We start from the raw sequence: 18,067 nt of genomic DNA, 5'->3' as shown, positions 1-18,067 counted from the left end.
ATGATACAAGTTGGGGGCACTTTGCCTGAAGTAGATTTTAGCCTTTTAGAAAACGGCGAAATAACCAACCCAGGAACGAACGAACTGTTTTCGGATAAACGCGTTGTATTGTTTGCGGTACCCGGTGCATTTACACCGACCTGTTCTCAAGCCCACTTACCGGGCTATGTAGCGCTTGCTGATAAGCTTAAAGCCAAAGGTATTGATAGTATTATTTGCTTAAGCGTGAACGATGCATTTGTTATGGATGCATGGGGCAAAGCGAGCAACGCTGAAGAGATCATAATGCTGGCAGACGGCAATGGTTTCTTTACCAAGCAAATTGGCTTAGACATGAGCACGGGCAATTTCGGCGGCTTGCGTTCGTTACGTTATTCCATGCTTGTGGAAGATGGCGAAGTGAAAAAGCTAAACGTTGAAGACCCAGGTCGTTTCGACGTTAGCGATGCGCAAACCATGTTAGATAGCCTGTAACACCGAAATTACGGCGTTAATAATATCAAGAGCCCGCAACTAAGGTTGCGGGCTCTTTTCGTTTAGATGTTTGTGAAGGTTCGTTCATACCAGTCCGCATAGTTAATTACTCGCACTTCGAGAAGGTCTGGCAAGCTTCTGAGTGGGCAACTATCTATGCAGCTTGGTATTCTTTAGTTAAGCGTATACTTGGTTGCCATTTTCATTAAAATGTAACCTATGTATGATCTGGCGCTCTGTAAATAGCGTTGAATATCAGTACGTTCAGTGAAGGTTAATGAACTAACATGTAGTATTCTGTGTCGAAAGTGCAGAAAAAATAAGGGCTAACACACTACGTTACTTAGCATGTGGGCTCGTTCAGTTACCTTTACTTGCTTAATGATAATAAGTATCATTTGCGTGAAAAGACAAACGTTTTAGGAATAATTATGACAACAACACTGAAAAAAATGAGTGCTTTGGTACTGGCTTCTGCGGTCACTTTCTCGATGCTATCTTCTCAGGCGCTTGCTAACGGTGCCATTGGCGATCACGTGAACAATCTTCACGCGCACATCGGCGAATATACGGAAGAGGTACATTGGTTAGAAAGCAAGTTTGGCAGTGTTGTTGATGCGTATGAAGCAAAAGATAAATCGCTTAAGACCGATGCACTGATTGAGTATTGGGAAGAGGTGGATTTTCACTCTGCTATTGAAACCCAGTATGTGCCTATTTACGCCTCTATTTGGCAAGGTATTTATGGTGTGAAAGTCGCCATTGATGAAGGCAAGCCTGTTGCAGACGTGCGCGTAGAGCAAGAGAAGCTAAATCATGCCTTGTGGCAGGCGTTAGGCGCAGTTAAACTTGCGTCCCAGTATCAAAAGAAAGGCTTAGTGAACAAGGTTCAGACCACCGAAAAAGAACCTACCACAGGCCCTGAAGTTATCGACGACATTAAAACACGTCTTGATCGTGTTGTTGCTAAGTACGCGGAACAGCTTCACGAAGTAGCAACTACACTCGTTCACGATACTTACCTTCAACGATTTGAAGGTGTGGAAGGTGATTTGATTGCGAAAAACGCAGCTTTGGTTGAAGACTTGGAGAAAGACTTTAACGTAACGCTTCCACAAGCTATCTCAAAAGACACTGGCGTTGATTCAGTTCGTAAGGTCGTAGAGTCTATGCAGGCCAAACTTGACCGCGCTCGCGCACTTTTGGTTGAAGTAGAACAAAGTCGTAAAGACGTATTTTAAGGAAGGTGTATGCAACGTAGAACATTCTTACAAGGCTTAGCAGCGGCCGGTGCATTATCTGGTTTGCCGTTTAGTTTTGCTCACGCTATGACACAAACAGGCAGTGTGTCAGTTGAGTCATTGCCTAAATTAGAAGGTGATCTCACACTTTACTTAGGTCGTGGTGAAGGTGGCTTGTACGAGAATGTTCTAAAGGCCATTGAAAAGCGCAACCCAAAGCTTAATCTTAAAATAAGACGCGGCGGCTCTGCGGCATTGGCCAACACCATCGTAGCTGAGACTAAGGCAGGCGTTAAACGCGCTGACCTTTTCTGGGCCGTAGACACGGGCTCGATTGGCATGGTAACTGATGCTGGCGCGGCTAAGCCGTTGCCAGACGACCTTACTGCGCAGCTGCGTGAAGATTTTCAGTACCCGAGCTGGTCACCGGTAACAGGTCGTGTGCGTACACTGCCTTACAACACTGAGCGTGTTAAACCGGAGCAAATCCCTGAAAGCGTGATGGCGTTAGCCGACAGCGATTTAAAAATTGGCTGGGCGCCAGCCTACTCATCGTTTCAGTCTTTTGTCACTGCAATGCGCATTTTAGAGGGTGATAAAGCCACTAAATCATGGCTTAAAGGCATTAATAAGCACTCGAAAAAGTACGCAGGTGAACTTGGTGTAGTGATGGGCGTTGAACGTGGTGAAGTCGATATTGGCTTTGCGAATCACTACTACACCCTTCGCCTTAAATCAGGTAAGCCGAATGCAAACGTAGCGCTTGCGTACAGTAAAAGCGACGCAGGTTGCCTAGTAAATGCGTCTGGTATTGTGGCATTGAGCGACGGTGACTTGCCGGTTAACTTTATTCGTTACCTGCTTTCGCACGAAGTTCAGTCTTATCTTGCTCGCGAAGCCTACGAAATACCTCTGGTTCAAGGGGTTGAACAGCCGCAAGGCTTAGCTGACCTAAGCACGCTGTCACCGCCTGAAATGGACCTTCGTAAACTGGCTGACTTACGCCCTACACTTAATCTTATGAGGGAAGTTGGCGTACTGTGACAAATTGGCCAAAGTCGTATCCACTGGCACTTCTTATCGCGCTGATGGCTTTATTGCCCGTCGGCGTTTTGTTTTCTCTAGCTCAAGATAGTGCGCAACTTTTTGATACTCATAACTTAAGGGTACTAGCGAACACGGTGTCATTGGTGGTGCTTACCATTATTGGCTCTGTACTTATCGGAGTACCGCTTGCCTTTTTAACCGCTTATGTGCAGATGCCATTTAAGCGGTTTTGGCTCATTTTACTTGCCGCGCCATTAGCACTACCAAGCTACATTGGCGCATTTGCGATGTACTTTTCATTTGGCACAGGTGGCGAAATTGAAAACGTACTGGGAATTAGCACGCCACCTATCAGCGGCCTTTGGGGCTCTGCGCTGGTCATGAGCCTTTATACTTATCCATTCGTCATGATGACAACCCGTTCAAGCTTACTGAGTTTAGATGCAAGCTTGGTTAACGCGGCGCGCACGCTAGGGTTAACCTTAGGCGCAAGCTTATGGCGAGTGGTTTTACCGCGTGTTGTGAATAGCGTTGCCGCAGGGGCACTCCTTGCTGCACTTTATGCGTTATCCGATTTTGGTACGCCTGCAATAATGGGCTTTGACACTTTTACCCGAGTTATTTTTGTTGAGTATAACGCCTTCGGTCTTAGTCAAGCCGCCATGCTGAGCCTTCAGCTAATGGTTATTGTTGGGCTTATTCTATTTATAGAAAGTCGTATTAGTGGCGCTCAAGAGCGCCCAGGTAAGCATTTATCGTTGTTTCCTGCTCGCTGGCAGCGAAACCTAATGTTGCTGGCTACTATGCCGGTGGTATTTATGGCTATTGTGCTTCCCCTTGCTATTTTTACGCTGTGGTTAGTGCGAGAAGGCGCCGGCGGTTTTGAATTTAGCTATGCGTGGAACTCAGCTCATGCGTCATTTATTGCAGCAATTGTTGCTGTATTACTCGCCATTCCGGTGGCTCACGCCGCTATTGCCGGAAAAGCTGGACGCTTTATGGAGCGCATTACTTATTTTGGCTTTGGGGTTCCGGGTATCGTAATGGGGACGGCCCTTGTTTATGTTGGCCTGCAGTTGCCCGCGCTCTATCAAACGTTAAGTTTGCTTGTGATGGCTTATGTGCTGCGCTTTATCCCACTTGCTGTGGGAAGTGTAAGAAGTACGGCTGAGAATATTGATTCAGGTCTGGTAAAAGCCGCTCGCGTGCTGGGCGCTAGCCCGCGTGAGGCATTTATGCGAATTACGCTGCCGTTAACCCTTCGTGGTATGATTGCGGGTGCAGCGCTTGTGTTCTTAGAAGCCATGCGCGAACTACCTGCAACGCTTATGTTAGGACCTACAGGATTTGAAACCTTAGCTACCTATATGTGGCGAGTTTACGAAGCGGGTTACTTTGGCCGCGCAGCCGTGCCAGGGCTTTTACTTGTTTTATTATCAGGTGTGGGGTTAATTCTCATGCTGTCGGGCGAAAGAAAAGCCCAGTTTACCGTTACCGAGGATGATCGTTCGTAATGCTTATTGTAAATAATTTGTCAGTGAATTATGGGTCTACCCGCGTTGTCGACAAGTTAAATCTTGAGCTTGGACAAGACGAAATCCTGATGCTGGTGGGGCCAACCGGCTGCGGTAAAACCACCATTTTGCAAGCGTTGGCTGGGCTTATTCCTATTTCAGAAGGTGCTATGAGCCTAGGTGAATGGGAAAGTACAGCAAACAAACATGTTCCGCCTGAAAAGCGTAACGTGGGTATGGTGTTTCAAGACTTTGCGTTGTTTCCTCATCTTACCGTTCAGCAGAACGTTTGCTTTCGTTTAAAAGACACTAAGCTGGCCGATCATTGGCTTCAATTATTAGGCTTAGATAACTTCCGCGATGCAAAACCTGCACGTCTTTCTGGCGGTCAAAAGCAGCGTGTTGCGCTAGCAAGAACGCTAGCTCACGAACCTTCCTTTGTATTGCTAGACGAACCCCTTTCAAACCTTGATGCTGCGCTAAAAGACAGCTTGCGCTGGGAAATTCGCGATGCCTTAAAAAAAGCAGGCGTACCTGCTATTTGGGTAACGCACGATCAAGAAGAGGCGCTAAGCGTTGGCGATAGAGTGGGTATACTTAATAAAGGTGTGCTTGAGCAATTAGACACACCTGAAGCCTGTTACTCTTCTCCTGCCAGCCGTTTTGTGGCGCGTTTTATGGGCGAGGCGAGCTTCTTAAGTGCGACGTTCGATAGCAGCGCAGCAAATACAGACAAAACAGTGGTTACCGATATTGGTAATGTGCCGGGCACACCGCTTCAAGGTGCAAGCGGCAACGTAGACTTGTTGGTACGCCCTGACGATTTAAGCTTAGATGCTACACTTAGTGAAACTAACTGTACGGTTGAATGGGTACGCTACGAAGGCGAAAGTCGGCTTTACGCGGTTGTCTTAGATTGCGGCGACGAGCTTAAAGTACGAGTAAGCCACGAAAATGCTATAAAGCCCGGTACTCGCGCCTTCGTACAGCTAATAACCACACATCCATTGGCCGTTTTTCCTAGAGGTTAATTGTGATCAAGCGCGATGTAATTGTTATTGGTGCAGGAGCTGCAGGGCTTTTTTGTGCGGCGCAGGCCGGCGCGCGTGGACGCAGCGTAGAAGTGCTTGATCACGCCAAAAAAGTGGGCCGAAAAATCCTAATGTCCGGCGGTGGCCGCTGTAACTTCACTAACATGTATGCAGGCCCTGAAAACTTTCTTTCGCAAAACCCTCACTTTTGTAAGTCGGCACTCAGTCGCTATACCCAATGGGACTTTATTGGCTTGGTTGCCGAGTATGGCATTGCCTACCATGAAAAAACCTTGGGCCAACTGTTTTGTGATGATAGCGCCAAAGAGATCGTCGATTTACTGCTAAATGAGTGCAACAAAGCGGATGTGACGATTACCACTCGTTGCGACATTCTAAGTGTAGAAAAGAATGAAAGTGGGTACTCACTTACAACCTCGAATGGTGAGTATGAATGTGAATCCCTTGTAATTGCTACCGGCGGTTTAAGCATGCCAAAGCTAGGAGCCACGCCATTTGGCTATAAAATAGCGCAGCAATTTGGTCTTAACGTTTTACCTACTCGCGCAGCACTTGTTCCCTTTACCTTGCACGATAAAGATAAAGACACACTGGCAGAGCTTAGCGGTATCGCAGTTGATGTATATGCCAGCTGCAACAATACTACGTTTAAAGAAGCGATGTTATTTACCCACCGAGGGTTAAGCGGCCCTGCCATGCTCCAAATTTCCAGCTATTGGGAAGCGGGTGACAGCTTAAGTATCAACATGCTACCTAATGATGATGCTACTGCGGTTCTACAGACTGCACGCACAGAGACGCCAGACGCATTGCTTGCCACCTGTTTAAATAAAGTATTTCCAAAGCGTATGGTACAGAGCCTTATTGAGTATCATAGTTGGCGCAACGTGCCGGTGAAACAGCTGACTCACGGCGAGTGCGACGCCATTGCTGACACCCTAGAGAATTGGCAAATAAAGCCAAACGGCACAGAAGGATATCGCACCGCCGAGGTTACTATAGGCGGTGTAGATACCAATGACCTATCATCAAAAACCATGATGGCGAAAAATGTCGAAGGCCTGTACTTCATTGGCGAAGTGGTTGACGTTACTGGTTGGCTCGGTGGCTTTAACTTCCAGTGGGCGTGGAGCAGTGGTTGGGCAGCAGGGCAGGTGGTTTAGTTCAGACCCCGCAACTCGTTATTAGCATGAATTGGTAATGCGTCAGTGACGCATTACCTCTTCTTTTTAACGCTAAAATAATCTAGCAAACCGTAGGTTAACGCTCCTAGCGCGAACATAACGACCATTAACAAAACCAGCGGAATCTGAAACTCAAAAAGCAAAATTTGAAGACTGATTGTATCAATATTTTGAAAAAGTATAGCGCCTAGTAAAGCAACTAATGACAAATAAATTGCGACTTTAGTTTTCATATAATCTCCTCTTCTTTCCCTTACTGACGATTTTTACTACGTCGAAGTCACAACTTTTGATAAAAAATTTTAATTTTATTTTTTCGTGTTTTGTGACTTTTGATCGCGGGGGCGCATCTATTACGACAAGACCCAGAAAAACGAGGTAAAGAATGAGAGTAATTGCAACTACGGTATCGCTTTTACTGCTTTTTTTGTTTGCGGCAAGTGTTCTTTTAAGTAAACAAGATACTTATATAGCGTCAAGTTTTAACGGTTTATCTGTTCCGGTTGCGGCTGTGATTTGTGCTGCATTTGCAATAGGAATGACGGTGGGTATCTTGATGTCCAACTCTAAGTACAACGTGTTTAAAAGCGAAAGCTAATAGATTAATTAAGTTAGAATCGATTAGTAGTAAGGAGAATTAAATGAAATATTTGGTTTTAGTTTTTGCAAGTGTAGTAATCCTATTGGGGTGTACTTCAACACCTAGCATGGAAAACTATACAAATGACCCAGATAGAATGTGGGAAGAAGGTAAAAAGCTTTCTGAGAGAGGGGAAAAATTATTAACAAGAGGTGAAAAAGATTTAGAGAAGGCGCGTGCCATGCTTAGAGAGGGTGAAGGATCTATTCAATCCGGAACCGAGAAAATCATCGCGGCAAAGCAAGCTTACCAGTTGGCTGTACTACAGCTAGGCGCTTCCACTAGTCCAAAAGAAGTTGCGTTTGAAGCGACCACACTCTCTTCAATAGGAGAGCGGTGGGAAGATGCCATCAATGAAGTTAGAAAGGGTAATTCGTTGATTGAAAAATCCAAAGATCGTCAAGTGGAAGCATTTGAGCGTATTAAGGAAGGCCAGCAATTGATTGAACAGGGAAGTAAGTTTATCCGCAACAGCCAGAGAATAAAATTAAACGCACCAATCATCGGTGAAATCGAATAAAACGAAGGCGTGGCTGCGATGCATGCACTGATGCGTCGCAGCTGTTCAGCTAGCAGAAATCTTGTGTCAGCATTAAGGACGCCAATTCTGTTCTGTTTTAGTCAGTACTAGCTCCCCATCAATATGAACATCTCGTTGCGGAAAGGCGACCACAATTCCCGCTTTTTCGAAGGCTTCACAGATAAGAAAGCGAAGGTCACTACGAGACTTACGCCGCTCCATCTCTGAGCTCGCATTTAGCCAATAGTACACCTCAAAATTAAGGGCATTGTCGCCAAAGTCGTCAAACATTACCGCGGGCGCCGGGGTTTTTAGAACACCGTCAAGCTTGCCTACGGCACTGTAGATGAGTTGTTCCACTTCTCTTACTGAAGAGCCGTACGCAACCCCTACCTTTACCGAGGTTCGCGTTTCAGTATTCACCAGATTCCAGTTAATGACTGTATTTTCCAGCAGCTTGCTGTTAGGGACTAGCATATGCACCCCATCTACACGGCGAATACGCGTTGAGCGGGTATTAATGGCTTCTACTCGGCCTCGGGTATCATCTACTTCTAATGTGTCTCCAATGCGAATTGGCCGCTCCCACATCAAGATCCAGCCACTTATAAAGTTGTTTATTATATTTTGCGCACCAAAACCAACACCAATCGCTACTGCACCTGATACAAAGGCGAAAGCAGTTAACGGGACATTCAAGATATCGAGGGTGGTTATCACTAACATGACCAGCACCAATATCTGCACAACGCGATTAATTAAGTGCACCGCGTCGGGTGTTACTCCATTTTTGATAAGCAAGCGTGGAATAATTTTAGAAATGAATTTAAGTAGCCATACCGCCACGATTAGCATTAACGGGATTAGGATCAGCATGCCAACCGTGAATTCACGAGACATAAACTCGAAGACAGGTCGGTTTACAAAAGCAATGAAATCGTTCATCGAGTCTCCTCAACGTTATAGTTTTGTACCAAGCTCAGCGGAATAAAATTATTCATTGTTTGAGGCTACAAGACTTTGTTCAAAACTGGTATTAAAACGGGATAGTTTATTGAATTTTATGAAGGCTGATACCTTGTCAACGTACGCATCGCCTTCCTCTGAGTAACGGGTTAAGGTTTTAGCGAGCGCGAGCCCCGTTAGGGGAATATCAGCTTCTCTCAGATATGCCCGGGTTTCTCTTAGCTCTATGTAGGCAAAGTGAGTGTTGAGGTTCTTTAGGTAAGCGCGTATCGAACCATTAACAGATTTGAAGCTAGCCAACTCGTGTTGTTTGCCCTTATCTCGCGATGACGGCACCACACCACATCCTTTTTCAAAACACCACTGTCCAAATAGGTTATTCGCTTTGCGTGTAAAACGAGAGCTTCCCCAGCCCGACTCAATCGCCGCTTGGGTTAACACAAGCGAAGGGGGAATATAGTCTACTCGGCGCAATAGAATCTCGTACTTATTCTCTAATGGCAGGGTTTCGTCAATGGCATAATGTGACATTATTTTATTAAGCCATTTCGATTGATGGGAGGTTAACACCTCTTGTTCGCGCAGTTTTATTATCGCGGCACGCTTTTTTAATAAATGGCGATTTTCCTCTTCAATAAGCGGATATAACGTATTAAAAAAACGTTCTTTTTTCTCTTTAACATCTTGAATAGAAGTAAAATTTGGCATCGACCGCAAGGTCACTTCGGGAGCAGGGTTAATATTGGGAAGCCCTGTTGAGCTGCGTTCGGTCAGATAGGCATGTAACGCCAATGCAGTTACAACCAAAAGTACCGCCATGAAAGCCCAAGACTTATTTATAGTAAGTTTTGTCATTGTCTGTCTCCAAAAGGGAGTATCAGATCATCCCTATAAAGGGATTGTATCTTGCTGGAAGGGCAGCAAAGATAAACCTGATACTCCGAAAACTTTATTCGCTAACGTGACTTTTCTTGGCAGACACTGCCATTTTTTCTAGGGCTCGTTTATACCGCATTTTCACTGCACTGAGTTTTACATCAAGTATTTGTGATATTTCGGAGAACTCTAGATTTCCCGTCATGCGAAAAACAACAATGGAACGCTCTTCAAGACTGAGTAAGTCCAGGAGTTTGTTCAGTTGTTGTTGCTCATTAGTATGGTCTTGCTGAGATTGCTCCTCGTGTTTTTCTATTTCTGGTAACGCTTCATTAAGCTCAACATGTTCTGCTTGTTTTTTTCTTAAGCGAGTCAATGCTTGATTGTGTGCAATTTTGTACAACCAAGTTCGAAATTTTGCTCGCTCTTCGAACTGGTTGATTTTATTAAATACAATCAGAAGCGTATCATTTACCGTCTCTTCTGCTTCTTCGGCTGATTTCAAATAACGGAAGCATATCTGCAGTAACTTTTTATGATAGCGGTGAAATATAGTTTCATACGCTGTAGTCACATAAGGAAGCTGCAATTTTGCAATACGCACTAATTCGTCATCACTGAGTTGCGACAGCCGATCAGAGAGACGAATCACTTCGTTCTCTAGATCGTTCATGTCTTATCTCACGTTTTATTATCTGTACGCTTTGTAGCTCCAAGCTTGGTGACTACAAACTTGCTTGAAAGTAAGTCTTGGTTCGGAATGCTCAGACGTTTACCCTCTTTGCTTTCCAATAACGTGTTTACTGTGCTTACCGACACTACGTTGCCAACGAAACCTTCAAACTCTACTTCATCGCCTGGCAGTAATTGCTCACGGGCGTATATGCCAGACACAATACTATTTGCCACTGTTTGCGTACCAAGTCCCAGTGCCAAGGCCAGCGCAATGCCTAAACTCGCAATTAACACAGTAAAAATTGTATTCAACAATTCTGTTTCTAACTCTAGCTGACCAATAACGAGAGAGAAGGTTATGAACAGAACAAGAAGTTGCAACACTCGTCCTGCCGCGGCGCCGTATTCAACACCAACGTTCTCTAAAGACGTCTCAAGTTGACTCTTACCAGTCTTAGCAATGAAAAGTCCGATTAAGGCAATTAGCAGTGCGCCAAATAGCTTAGGCAGATAAAGAATGAATTCGTCAAGGATTGCCGAGAAGCGTTCGAGCCCTAAGGTTTCTGCAGCTGCTACTAAAATTATCAGAATGAAAAACAGGTGAAGCAATTTGCCAATTAACTCAGAACCGCGAGTTTTAAATCCCATGGAATTTATTAATCGGTGAATACCCAGCTTTTCGCAGAGCGAGTCAAACCCTAATTTTTCAAGAAGCTTTGCTACCCATTTAGTTAATACCTTCGACACGAACAGGCCAAAAAGCACAACGATTACGGTTGCAATTAAATTAGGTAAAAAGCCGGCTACTTCGGTCCAAAACCGGTTAAATGCATTACTGAAGGACTGCGCCCATATATTGAGGTCCATGCTAATATTCCTTATCTAAATTTGTTTCACTTTTTATTCTTAAAGGTTTTTTCTTGGCTGATACGTGCTTTTCGTATTGCCTTTTTGCCGAGTAGAGAGAGGCGCCAAACCCTAGAAATACTACCCAAACCCATCCAACAAATAAGCTCGCCACATCTTTAACCGCAACAACCTTTTTGCCATCGGATAATACTTTTTCCAGAGACTGGTTCTCATTAACCCCGTCTACATCTTCATTTAGTAAGTGCCTGAGCTTTTCTTCATCTAAGTCCACGTTTCAACCCCATATGCCGTTAGGATGATGCGTCTGTCGTGACACTACATTATGTACAGACTGCGATGTCTCCTACTAGATAGCCTTTAGTTTAAGTATTGGTTAAAAAGACGAGGGCACATGAAGAAAAGTCACAAAAAAATGTGACTTTATTGAATCAAAGCTCGTCAGTAGCCGTAGTTTTTGGAATTAAGGAATGCGGCATGTCTGAAATATTGCCTACATTGGTTGAAGAAGTGATTCAACACTCGCCCGCAAATGAAGAGCTTCTTGGTAGCGCCACAGTGATAGCACAAGCTGATGAAAAAGAGTTGGCGCTTTTACTGGAATCCCTTCCTATTGATGAGCGTTTGTCATTATGGGACACCATTGCCGACGCGAAAAAGCTAGATGTACTGATAGAAATGCGCAGCGACCCACGAGAGGTTTTGATTAATTCAACAGACCCATCGTTATGGCAGACGTTGTTTTTTGACATTGAGGCTGATGACTTATTGGAGTTGGCTGACTCTTTACCCAAAGCGCTAGTGGAACAAGCATTTTTGGCGATGGATAAAGTTCAAAAAGCGTATTTCACCCAAGCTAACGAATATAGTGAAGAGGAAATTGGTCACTGGGCGTCGCATTCCTTTTTATCGCTGCCAAGCAACGCGAAAGTAAGAGACGCGCTTCGATTGATTAGAAGGGAAACCCCTAAACACTGCGACCTCTTGTTTTTGACGAACCGTTCTGGTCAATTTTCTTTGGCAGTGGAGATATCGCAGATACACGGACTGCCAGAGCATTTACCTTTGGTCGATGTAGCGTTGGAAGATGTGACCACTATAAGGGACACCGAAGACTGCGCAATGGCAGCGAAAACCGTGCAGCTTTCTGGGTTCGGTGCACTGCCGGTGGTAGATGAAAATCAAAAGCTGATAGGTAGGCTGGATGTCACTACCGCAGCCGAACTCTCGTTTGAAGAGCATGAACGCCAGCTGATGGCAGGTGCGGGTATGGATGAGGATGAAGATTTGTTCTCATCGGTTAGAAAAAGTGCCCAGGGGCGTGCGTTATGGTTGGGGATAAATTTGCTCACCGCTTTTCTGGCAAGTGCATTTATCGGCTTATTTGAGGCTACTTTGCAAGAAGTGGTTGCCTTGGCGGTATTGATGCCTGTTGTCGCTAGTATGGGAGGTATTGCAGGTAGTCAAACATTGACGTTAATCATCCGAGGGTTAGCGCTGAAGCAGGTGAACTCAGCAAACGTAAGCGCACTTCTTGTTAAAGAGCTAAAAGTAGGTGGGTTAAATGGTGTTATTTGGGCGTTTGTTATTGGTGCCGTTGCTATGCTTTGGTTTGGCAATACTTGGCTAGGGTTAGTTATTGGACTTGCGATCCTTTTTAATATCATTGCCGCCGCAATTGCAGGTATTTTTGTTCCTGTATTACTTGAAAAATTCAATATTGACCCTGCGTTATCGGGGTCGGTCATACTCACCACCGTGACGGATATTGTGGGCTTTGTTGCCTTTCTAGGTCTCGGTACTTTGTTACTAATGTAGTTAACTTAACGCTACAAGTTTAGGACGTTTTTATGGAGTTTTCTCTTACTCAACAAGAGCTCTACATTTGGTTGGGCATATTGTTTTGTATTTCACAATCAGCGATGTTTTCCGGGTTGAACCTGGCCTTTTTCTCGCTCAACAGATTGCAGCTAGAGATGGAAGTGTCTCATGGGCATAAATCCGCGCAGAAAATCCTTAAGTTAAGACAGGATTCGAACTTTCTGCTTACTACCATACTGTGGGGTAATGTTGGGATAAACGTATTATTAACGCTGCTTTCTGACTCGGTACTTGTTGGCGCCAGTGCGTTTATTTTCTCTACCGGCTTTATCACGATTTTTGGTGAAATCTTGCCGCAGGCCTATTTTTCAAGAAACGCGATGAAAATGGCGTCAATCTTGTCGCCTGCGCTGCGGTTTTATCAGCTGGTTTTATATCCTGTAGCCAAGCCTTCTGCACTTATTCTCGATGGCTGGTTAGGCAAAGAGGGTGTGGAATACATGCGAGACCGTGATCTTCGCCGCGTGTTAAAACAGCACGTTGAAGCCGAAGAAGCGGAGGTTGATCACGTTGAAGGTATTGGAGCACTGAACTTTCTGGCAATCGATGATATTCGCGTGTCTCAAGAAGGTGAGTTACTAGACCCTGACTCCATTATTTCATTACCTACAAAAGTGGACTTCCCAATAGTGCCTGATTTTGTGCGTGAGAGTTCTGACGAATTACTTCGTAGAATTAACCGTAGCGGACACAACTGGGTTGTATTGGCGGATGAAAACAACCAGCCGCACCTTATTTTAGACGCGGATGGTGCACTTCGCGCAGCATTGTTTGATACCGACAAGCCATTTGATATTTACGATTATTGTCACAGGCCGTTAATTGTTCGCGACGAGAACTTAACGCTGGGAGATGTAATTTGGCATCTAAAAGCGCAGGAATCGTTAGATGCCCATCACGATGGCACCATTGATGTGGATGTAGTGCTTGTGTGGGGAGAAAAGCCCCGCATTATCACGGGCGCCGATATCTTAGGTAGGTTGCTTAAGGGAATAAGCTCAGCCATGCCAGAGGCATTACTCTCTAATGTGGTAAGCGCGCAATCGGAGAAAAAGGAAACAGCTCCTTCTATTTCAGAGTAAATAAAGAAAAGGCGACGATTGAAGTGACCCCATTAAGTTGGACTCATTTCAGATGTCGCCTTTTTTTATAAAAGTTTGTGACTTTTGTTTTTGCGTAATCGTCTACAAAAAAAACAAAGGAGCATTTATGAAAATCGCTATCTTATCGAGAAACAAACGTCTTTACTCTACCAAACGTCTTAAAGAAGCGGCTGAAGCGCGTGGCCATGAAGTTGATATTATCGACACATTGCATTGCTACATGGACATTACCAGTAACAAGCCTTCGGTTCGATTCAAAGGCCAGCCTCTACCCAAATACGACGCCATTATTCCACGTATAGGCGCATCTATTACCTTCTATGGTACGGCCGTTGTTCGTCAGTTTGAAATGATGGGGGCGTTTAGTGTTAACGAGTCAGTAGCGATTAGTCGCTCTAGAGATAAATTGCGCTCAATGCAGCTGTTATCGCGCAAAGGTATTGGTCTACCTAGAACCGGATTCGCGCATAGCCCAGATAGCGTTAAAGACTTAATCGCGAACGTAGGTGGAGCGCCTGTTGTAATCAAGCTTCTAGAAGGTACGCAGGGCATAGGTGTGGTGTTAGCCGATACCAACAAAGCTGCTGAGAGTATTGTTGAAGCATTTATGGGTATTAAGGCGAACATCCTGGTTCAAGAATTTATTAAAGAAGCAGGTGGAGCAGATATTCGCTGTTTCGTAGTCGGTGGGAAAGTGGTCGCGGCAATGAAGCGTCAAGGCGCTCCAGGTGAATTCCGTTCTAACCTTCATCGCGGCGGAAGTGCAACGCTAATTCGACTTACATCGGTAGAGCGTACAACTGCAGTAGCAGCGGCTAAAGCAATGGGGCTTAACGTTTGTGGTGTTGATTTATTGCGCTCAAGCCATGGCCCAGTGGTAATGGAAGTGAACTCATCTCCAGGTCTTGAAGGTATCGAAAATGCTACCAATAAAGACGTGGCAAACATGATCATCGAATTTATCGAAAATACCAAAGCTAAGCCGCACAACACTAAAACCCGTGGGCAGGGCTAATACATGTCTCGTATTCCATCACTGTTTATCGGCGATACAGAGATAAAAGCGGGAAGTAGGGTTAAGCTTTCACTTACTTCTGCCAAGCTCTACACTGACACGGAAATGTCTATTCCCGTTGAAGTCATAAGAGCAAAGCGTCAGGGGCCGACAATATTCATAAGTGCGGCCATTCACGGAGATGAGCTTAACGGTATTGAAATAGTTCGGCGTTTATTAGCGTCGGACACCTTTAAGCTAACTCGAGGAACCTTGATAGCGGTGCCTATGGTGAATGTGTATGGCATGTTAACGCAAAGCCGTTATATGCCAGATCGCCGTGACCTCAACAGGAGTTTTCCTGGGTCTAGCAAAGGCTCATTAACGGGGCGTTTAGCTAACTTGTTTTTGACTGAAATTGTTAGCAAATGCGATTACGGTATCGACCTGCATACCGGCGCAATTCACCGAAGCAATTTGCCACAAGTTCGTGCGAATTTGGCTGACGAAGACACCTTAAGCTTAGCCAAAGCGTTTGGCGTTCCGGTGTTACTCAACGCCAATTTGCGCGATGGTTCATTGAGACAGGCGGCCTCGGAGTCTGGTACTCGTATTTTGCTTTACGAGGCGGGCGAAGCGTTAAGATTTGACGAGCTATCAATAAGAGCAGGAATAAAGGGTATTTACAACGTGCTAGCCAGCCTTGGCATGGTAGCGAAGCGACGCCGTAAAAAGCCGTTAATTGAACCTTTTATTGCGAATAAAAGTTCTTGGATACGTGCACCTGAAAGCGGGATAGTGCGTGATGTGAAGCAACTGGGCGATCACGTAAAAAAAGGCGATGTCTTAGCGCAGGTCTGTAGTCCTACAGGCACTTACGTTCACGATGTCATCGCGCCGCGCTCAGGTATCATCATTGGTAAACAAAACATACCTTTGGTACAAGAAGGTGATGCAATGTTCCACGTTGCGTTGTTTGAAGAGCCTGAGGATGTGGTCGACAACCTCGACCAGCTGGTGGAAAACCTCATGCCTGAGGAAACCATTCATTACGATGAAATGAAGTAGGGGGAAGCAATTCCCCCTCTTTTTTGCTCTTCTTTTAACCCATCTGGCTAATTAGGCTAATAATCTGGCAACCTTCACCGGGAGGTGTACTCTCTTTACTCTTAAATGCAGTAAGCTTGCCTTTTGAGTCCACAAAGAAAAGCGCGGTAAACTGACTCATATACTTGGCTTTGTAGTCATCAAACGTAAAGCAGGCCGTTAATGCAGTGCGTTTTATCACCGCGCCTTTGGAAGTCTGGCTAGCCAGTTTGGAGTAAGTTGTGTCTCCAAATAATCCCAAAGATTGCAGGTAATGTTCGCTCAAAGAATGGCCTTCAAATCCCTTTTGATCGTTGTGACTAATGCCCATCACGTGTTCATCACCGTAAATATACTGGAAGTGCTGAGTAACAATGGGGTTTAAATGTTTATAACTAGACATGACCAGTACGTTGCCAATGCCGGTTAAATCCATTGTCCTCATTGCGTGTGCAGAGCTTGGGTTTCCAAAATAAGTAGGTATTCCCTCCATTCTTGCAGCGCAAATGGATTCCCAGTTCGTATCAGCAATCTTTACTGTGTAGCCCAACGACATCAATTCTTTGCCCAGCATTCTCGCGAAGTGACCGCCGCCAAAGATAAGGTAACCCTTAGCAGCTTCTTCTCTTTGATCTAGTGCTTTGGCTATGTGCGTAGAGGTTAAGCTTTGTAACGTAACGGTAAACACAATAACAAAGAAGACCAGAGTAATAAGAATGTCGGCGTTTGCGTAGCCAATCATGTCGAGCTTAATAGCGAATAACGCAGATACTGCGGCAGCCACAATGCCTCGCGGTGCCATCCAAGATATCAGCCATTTCTCTTGCCATATTAACGACGAGCGCTTTGTAGAAAAGTACACGTTGAGCGGTCTTGCTATAAAAATCATCACTAGAAGTAAAAGCGTTGCTGGAAGAGCAATCGCATATAATTCCTCTAGCTTGATTCGCGCGGCAAGGATGACAAATAACCCAGAAATAAGCAGTACGGAAAGGGTCTCTTTGAACTCTACAATATCGTCTACTTTTATGTCACGTTTGTTGGCTAAAAACATACCCATTACGGTAACAGCAAGTAATCCACTCTCGTGCGCAAGCAAGTTTGATGCTTCAAAACTAATGAGCACGGAAATCAACACAGATGTATTGATCAAATATTCAGGAATGTATCCTCGCTTGATTGCTTTGGACAATACATATCCACTTGCCAAGCCGAAGAAAATACCAACCGCCACAGTTTTAAAGAAAACAAGCAGCGTGTGGCTCAACGCATTTTGCTGAGACACAATATATTCAAATACCAGTACAGCCAAAATAGCACCGATTGGGTCGATAACAATGCCTTCCCATTTTAAGATTTGAGCAACATTCTTAGATGGTCTAACGGCGCGTATCATGGGCATTACCACAGTAGGGCCCGTTACCGTCACGATAGCACTGAATAGAAAGGCTAATTCCCACGTTAAACCCATTAGATAATATGCAGCAGGCGCTACAATCAACCAAGAAAGGATGGCTCCTGATGAGCATAACCGCATAACGGTTTTCTTATGGTTGCCAAGTTCCTGAAGATTTAAGGTTAACGCACCTTCAAATAAAATTATGGCAACAGATAAAGAAACAATCGGAAACAGCAAATCGCCGAATACCGCATCGGGGTTAAAAATGCCGCTTACTGGCCCCATAAACAGGCCTGAAAGCAGTAAGAACAAAATCGCAGGTAGGCGCAATCGATAGGCTATTAGCTGACTCGCGATAGAAAAAAAGCCAATTAAAACAAGTAAAAAAATAGGCTCTAAATTATGCATAGACGCCTCAAGTTTGTTATTCATAACACTCAAGACGCCGATAACTATTGAAAAGTCACAATTAGCGTTAGCAGAGTCTTGTACATTATCCATAAACTCAATGAATAAAAACTTAAGTCGTAGATTAGCTTTTGTTTATT

Annotated in this window: 19 protein-coding genes; 12 read left to right on the top strand and 7 right to left on the bottom strand. The window is 44.8% G+C overall.

Going from position 1 to position 18,067, the window contains the following annotated elements; all coding sequences use genetic code 11:
* From AC0J2X_RS13265 to AC0J2X_RS13240, 6 genes are all read left to right on the top strand, one after another.
* A complete protein-coding gene (locus AC0J2X_RS13265; protein ID WP_014947810.1) occupies nt 1-474 on the top strand; it encodes a peroxiredoxin in 474 nt (157 codons plus the stop codon).
* Between the two features lie 431 nt (nt 475-905).
* Entirely contained in the window at nt 906-1,715 is an 810-nt protein-coding gene (locus AC0J2X_RS13260; RefSeq protein ID WP_014947811.1) for a hypothetical protein, read from the top strand.
* Nucleotides 1,716-1,724: 9 nt separating this feature from the next.
* The gene (locus tag AC0J2X_RS13255) at nt 1,725-2,759 is read left to right on the top strand and encodes an extracellular solute-binding protein (protein WP_014975320.1); all 1,035 of its coding nucleotides are present in this window, start codon (nt 1,725-1,727) and stop codon (nt 2,757-2,759) included.
* The gene (locus tag AC0J2X_RS13250; RefSeq protein ID WP_014975321.1) at nt 2,756-4,276 is read left to right on the top strand and encodes an ABC transporter permease; all 1,521 of its coding nucleotides are present in this window, start codon (nt 2,756-2,758) and stop codon (nt 4,274-4,276) included. Before AC0J2X_RS13255 ends, AC0J2X_RS13250 begins: the two co-directional genes overlap by 4 nt.
* Nucleotides 4,276-5,307, top strand: a complete 1,032-nt coding sequence (locus tag AC0J2X_RS13245) for an ABC transporter ATP-binding protein (protein ID WP_239302035.1) — start codon at nt 4,276-4,278, stop codon at nt 5,305-5,307. Before AC0J2X_RS13250 ends, AC0J2X_RS13245 begins: the two co-directional genes overlap by 1 nt.
* Before the next feature lie 2 nt (nt 5,308-5,309).
* The gene (locus tag AC0J2X_RS13240; protein ID WP_472996082.1) at nt 5,310-6,491 is read left to right on the top strand and encodes a BaiN/RdsA family NAD(P)/FAD-dependent oxidoreductase; all 1,182 of its coding nucleotides are present in this window, start codon (nt 5,310-5,312) and stop codon (nt 6,489-6,491) included.
* Nucleotides 6,492-6,544: 53 nt separating this feature from the next.
* Here AC0J2X_RS13240 and AC0J2X_RS13235 read toward each other — a convergent pair whose 3' ends face one another.
* Nucleotides 6,545-6,745: a LapA family protein gene (locus AC0J2X_RS13235; protein ID WP_171336960.1), complete on the bottom strand. Its 201-nt coding sequence runs from the start codon at nt 6,743-6,745 to the stop codon at nt 6,545-6,547.
* 152 nt (nt 6,746-6,897) lie between these two features.
* On the opposite strand from AC0J2X_RS13235, the gene AC0J2X_RS13230 reads away from it, so the two are divergent.
* Together AC0J2X_RS13230 and AC0J2X_RS13225 are read left to right on the top strand one after the other, a co-directional pair.
* Nucleotides 6,898-7,110 (top strand): hypothetical protein, encoded by a 213-nt coding sequence (locus AC0J2X_RS13230; RefSeq protein WP_061438965.1) that lies wholly within the window; start codon nt 6,898-6,900, stop codon nt 7,108-7,110.
* Nucleotides 7,111-7,153: 43 nt separating this feature from the next.
* On the top strand, nt 7,154-7,672 hold the full coding sequence (locus AC0J2X_RS13225; RefSeq protein ID WP_061438967.1) for a hypothetical protein: 519 nt from the start codon (nt 7,154-7,156) through the stop codon (nt 7,670-7,672).
* A 72-nt stretch (nt 7,673-7,744) separates the two neighbouring features.
* Here the strand turns inward: AC0J2X_RS13225 and AC0J2X_RS13220 are convergent, their stop codons facing one another.
* The 5 genes from AC0J2X_RS13220 to AC0J2X_RS13200 all read right to left on the bottom strand — a co-directional run bounded on the left by AC0J2X_RS13220 (nt 7,745) and on the right by AC0J2X_RS13200 (nt 11,330).
* On the bottom strand, nt 7,745-8,617 hold the full coding sequence (locus AC0J2X_RS13220; RefSeq protein ID WP_171336958.1) for a mechanosensitive ion channel family protein: 873 nt from the start codon (nt 8,615-8,617) through the stop codon (nt 7,745-7,747).
* Nucleotides 8,618-8,665: 48 nt separating this feature from the next.
* A complete protein-coding gene (locus AC0J2X_RS13215; protein ID WP_171336957.1) occupies nt 8,666-9,493 on the bottom strand; it encodes a glucosaminidase domain-containing protein in 828 nt (275 codons plus the stop codon).
* A gap of 94 nt (nt 9,494-9,587) precedes the next feature.
* Nucleotides 9,588-10,187: a sigma-70 family RNA polymerase sigma factor gene (locus AC0J2X_RS13210; protein WP_171336956.1), complete on the bottom strand. Its 600-nt coding sequence runs from the start codon at nt 10,185-10,187 to the stop codon at nt 9,588-9,590.
* An 8-nt stretch (nt 10,188-10,195) separates the two neighbouring features.
* Nucleotides 10,196-11,056 (bottom strand): mechanosensitive ion channel family protein, encoded by an 861-nt coding sequence (locus AC0J2X_RS13205; RefSeq protein ID WP_061438978.1) that lies wholly within the window; start codon nt 11,054-11,056, stop codon nt 10,196-10,198.
* Between the two features lies 1 nt (nt 11,057).
* A complete protein-coding gene (locus AC0J2X_RS13200) occupies nt 11,058-11,330 on the bottom strand; it encodes a hypothetical protein (protein WP_203229262.1) in 273 nt (90 codons plus the stop codon).
* Nucleotides 11,331-11,533: 203 nt separating this feature from the next.
* Here AC0J2X_RS13200 and AC0J2X_RS13195 point away from each other — a divergent pair, with 203 nt between their 5' ends.
* The 4 genes from AC0J2X_RS13195 to AC0J2X_RS13180 all read left to right on the top strand — a co-directional run bounded on the left by AC0J2X_RS13195 (nt 11,534) and on the right by AC0J2X_RS13180 (nt 16,102).
* Nucleotides 11,534-12,874 carry a magnesium transporter gene (locus tag AC0J2X_RS13195; RefSeq protein WP_061438980.1) on the top strand — a complete coding sequence of 447 codons (1,341 nt, stop codon included), beginning with the start codon at nt 11,534-11,536 and terminating at the stop codon, nt 12,872-12,874.
* 32 nt (nt 12,875-12,906) lie between these two features.
* Nucleotides 12,907-14,019: a DUF21 domain-containing protein gene (locus tag AC0J2X_RS13190; RefSeq protein WP_239302033.1), complete on the top strand. Its 1,113-nt coding sequence runs from the start codon at nt 12,907-12,909 to the stop codon at nt 14,017-14,019.
* 127 nt (nt 14,020-14,146) lie between these two features.
* On the top strand, nt 14,147-15,055 hold the full coding sequence (rimK, locus tag AC0J2X_RS13185; protein WP_061438984.1) for a 30S ribosomal protein S6--L-glutamate ligase: 909 nt from the start codon (nt 14,147-14,149) through the stop codon (nt 15,053-15,055).
* A 3-nt stretch (nt 15,056-15,058) separates the two neighbouring features.
* On the top strand, nt 15,059-16,102 hold the full coding sequence (locus tag AC0J2X_RS13180) for a succinylglutamate desuccinylase/aspartoacylase family protein (RefSeq protein ID WP_061438987.1): 1,044 nt from the start codon (nt 15,059-15,061) through the stop codon (nt 16,100-16,102).
* A 34-nt stretch (nt 16,103-16,136) separates the two neighbouring features.
* Here AC0J2X_RS13180 and AC0J2X_RS13175 read toward each other — a convergent pair whose 3' ends face one another.
* Nucleotides 16,137-17,951, bottom strand: a complete 1,815-nt coding sequence (locus AC0J2X_RS13175) for a cation:proton antiporter (protein WP_239244778.1) — start codon at nt 17,949-17,951, stop codon at nt 16,137-16,139.
* Nucleotides 17,952-18,067: the final 116 nt, after the last annotated feature.

The sequence above is a fragment of the Alteromonas sp. R7 genome (genome assembly GCF_055755235.1).
This window is presented reverse-complemented; position numbering and strand designations above follow the sequence as displayed.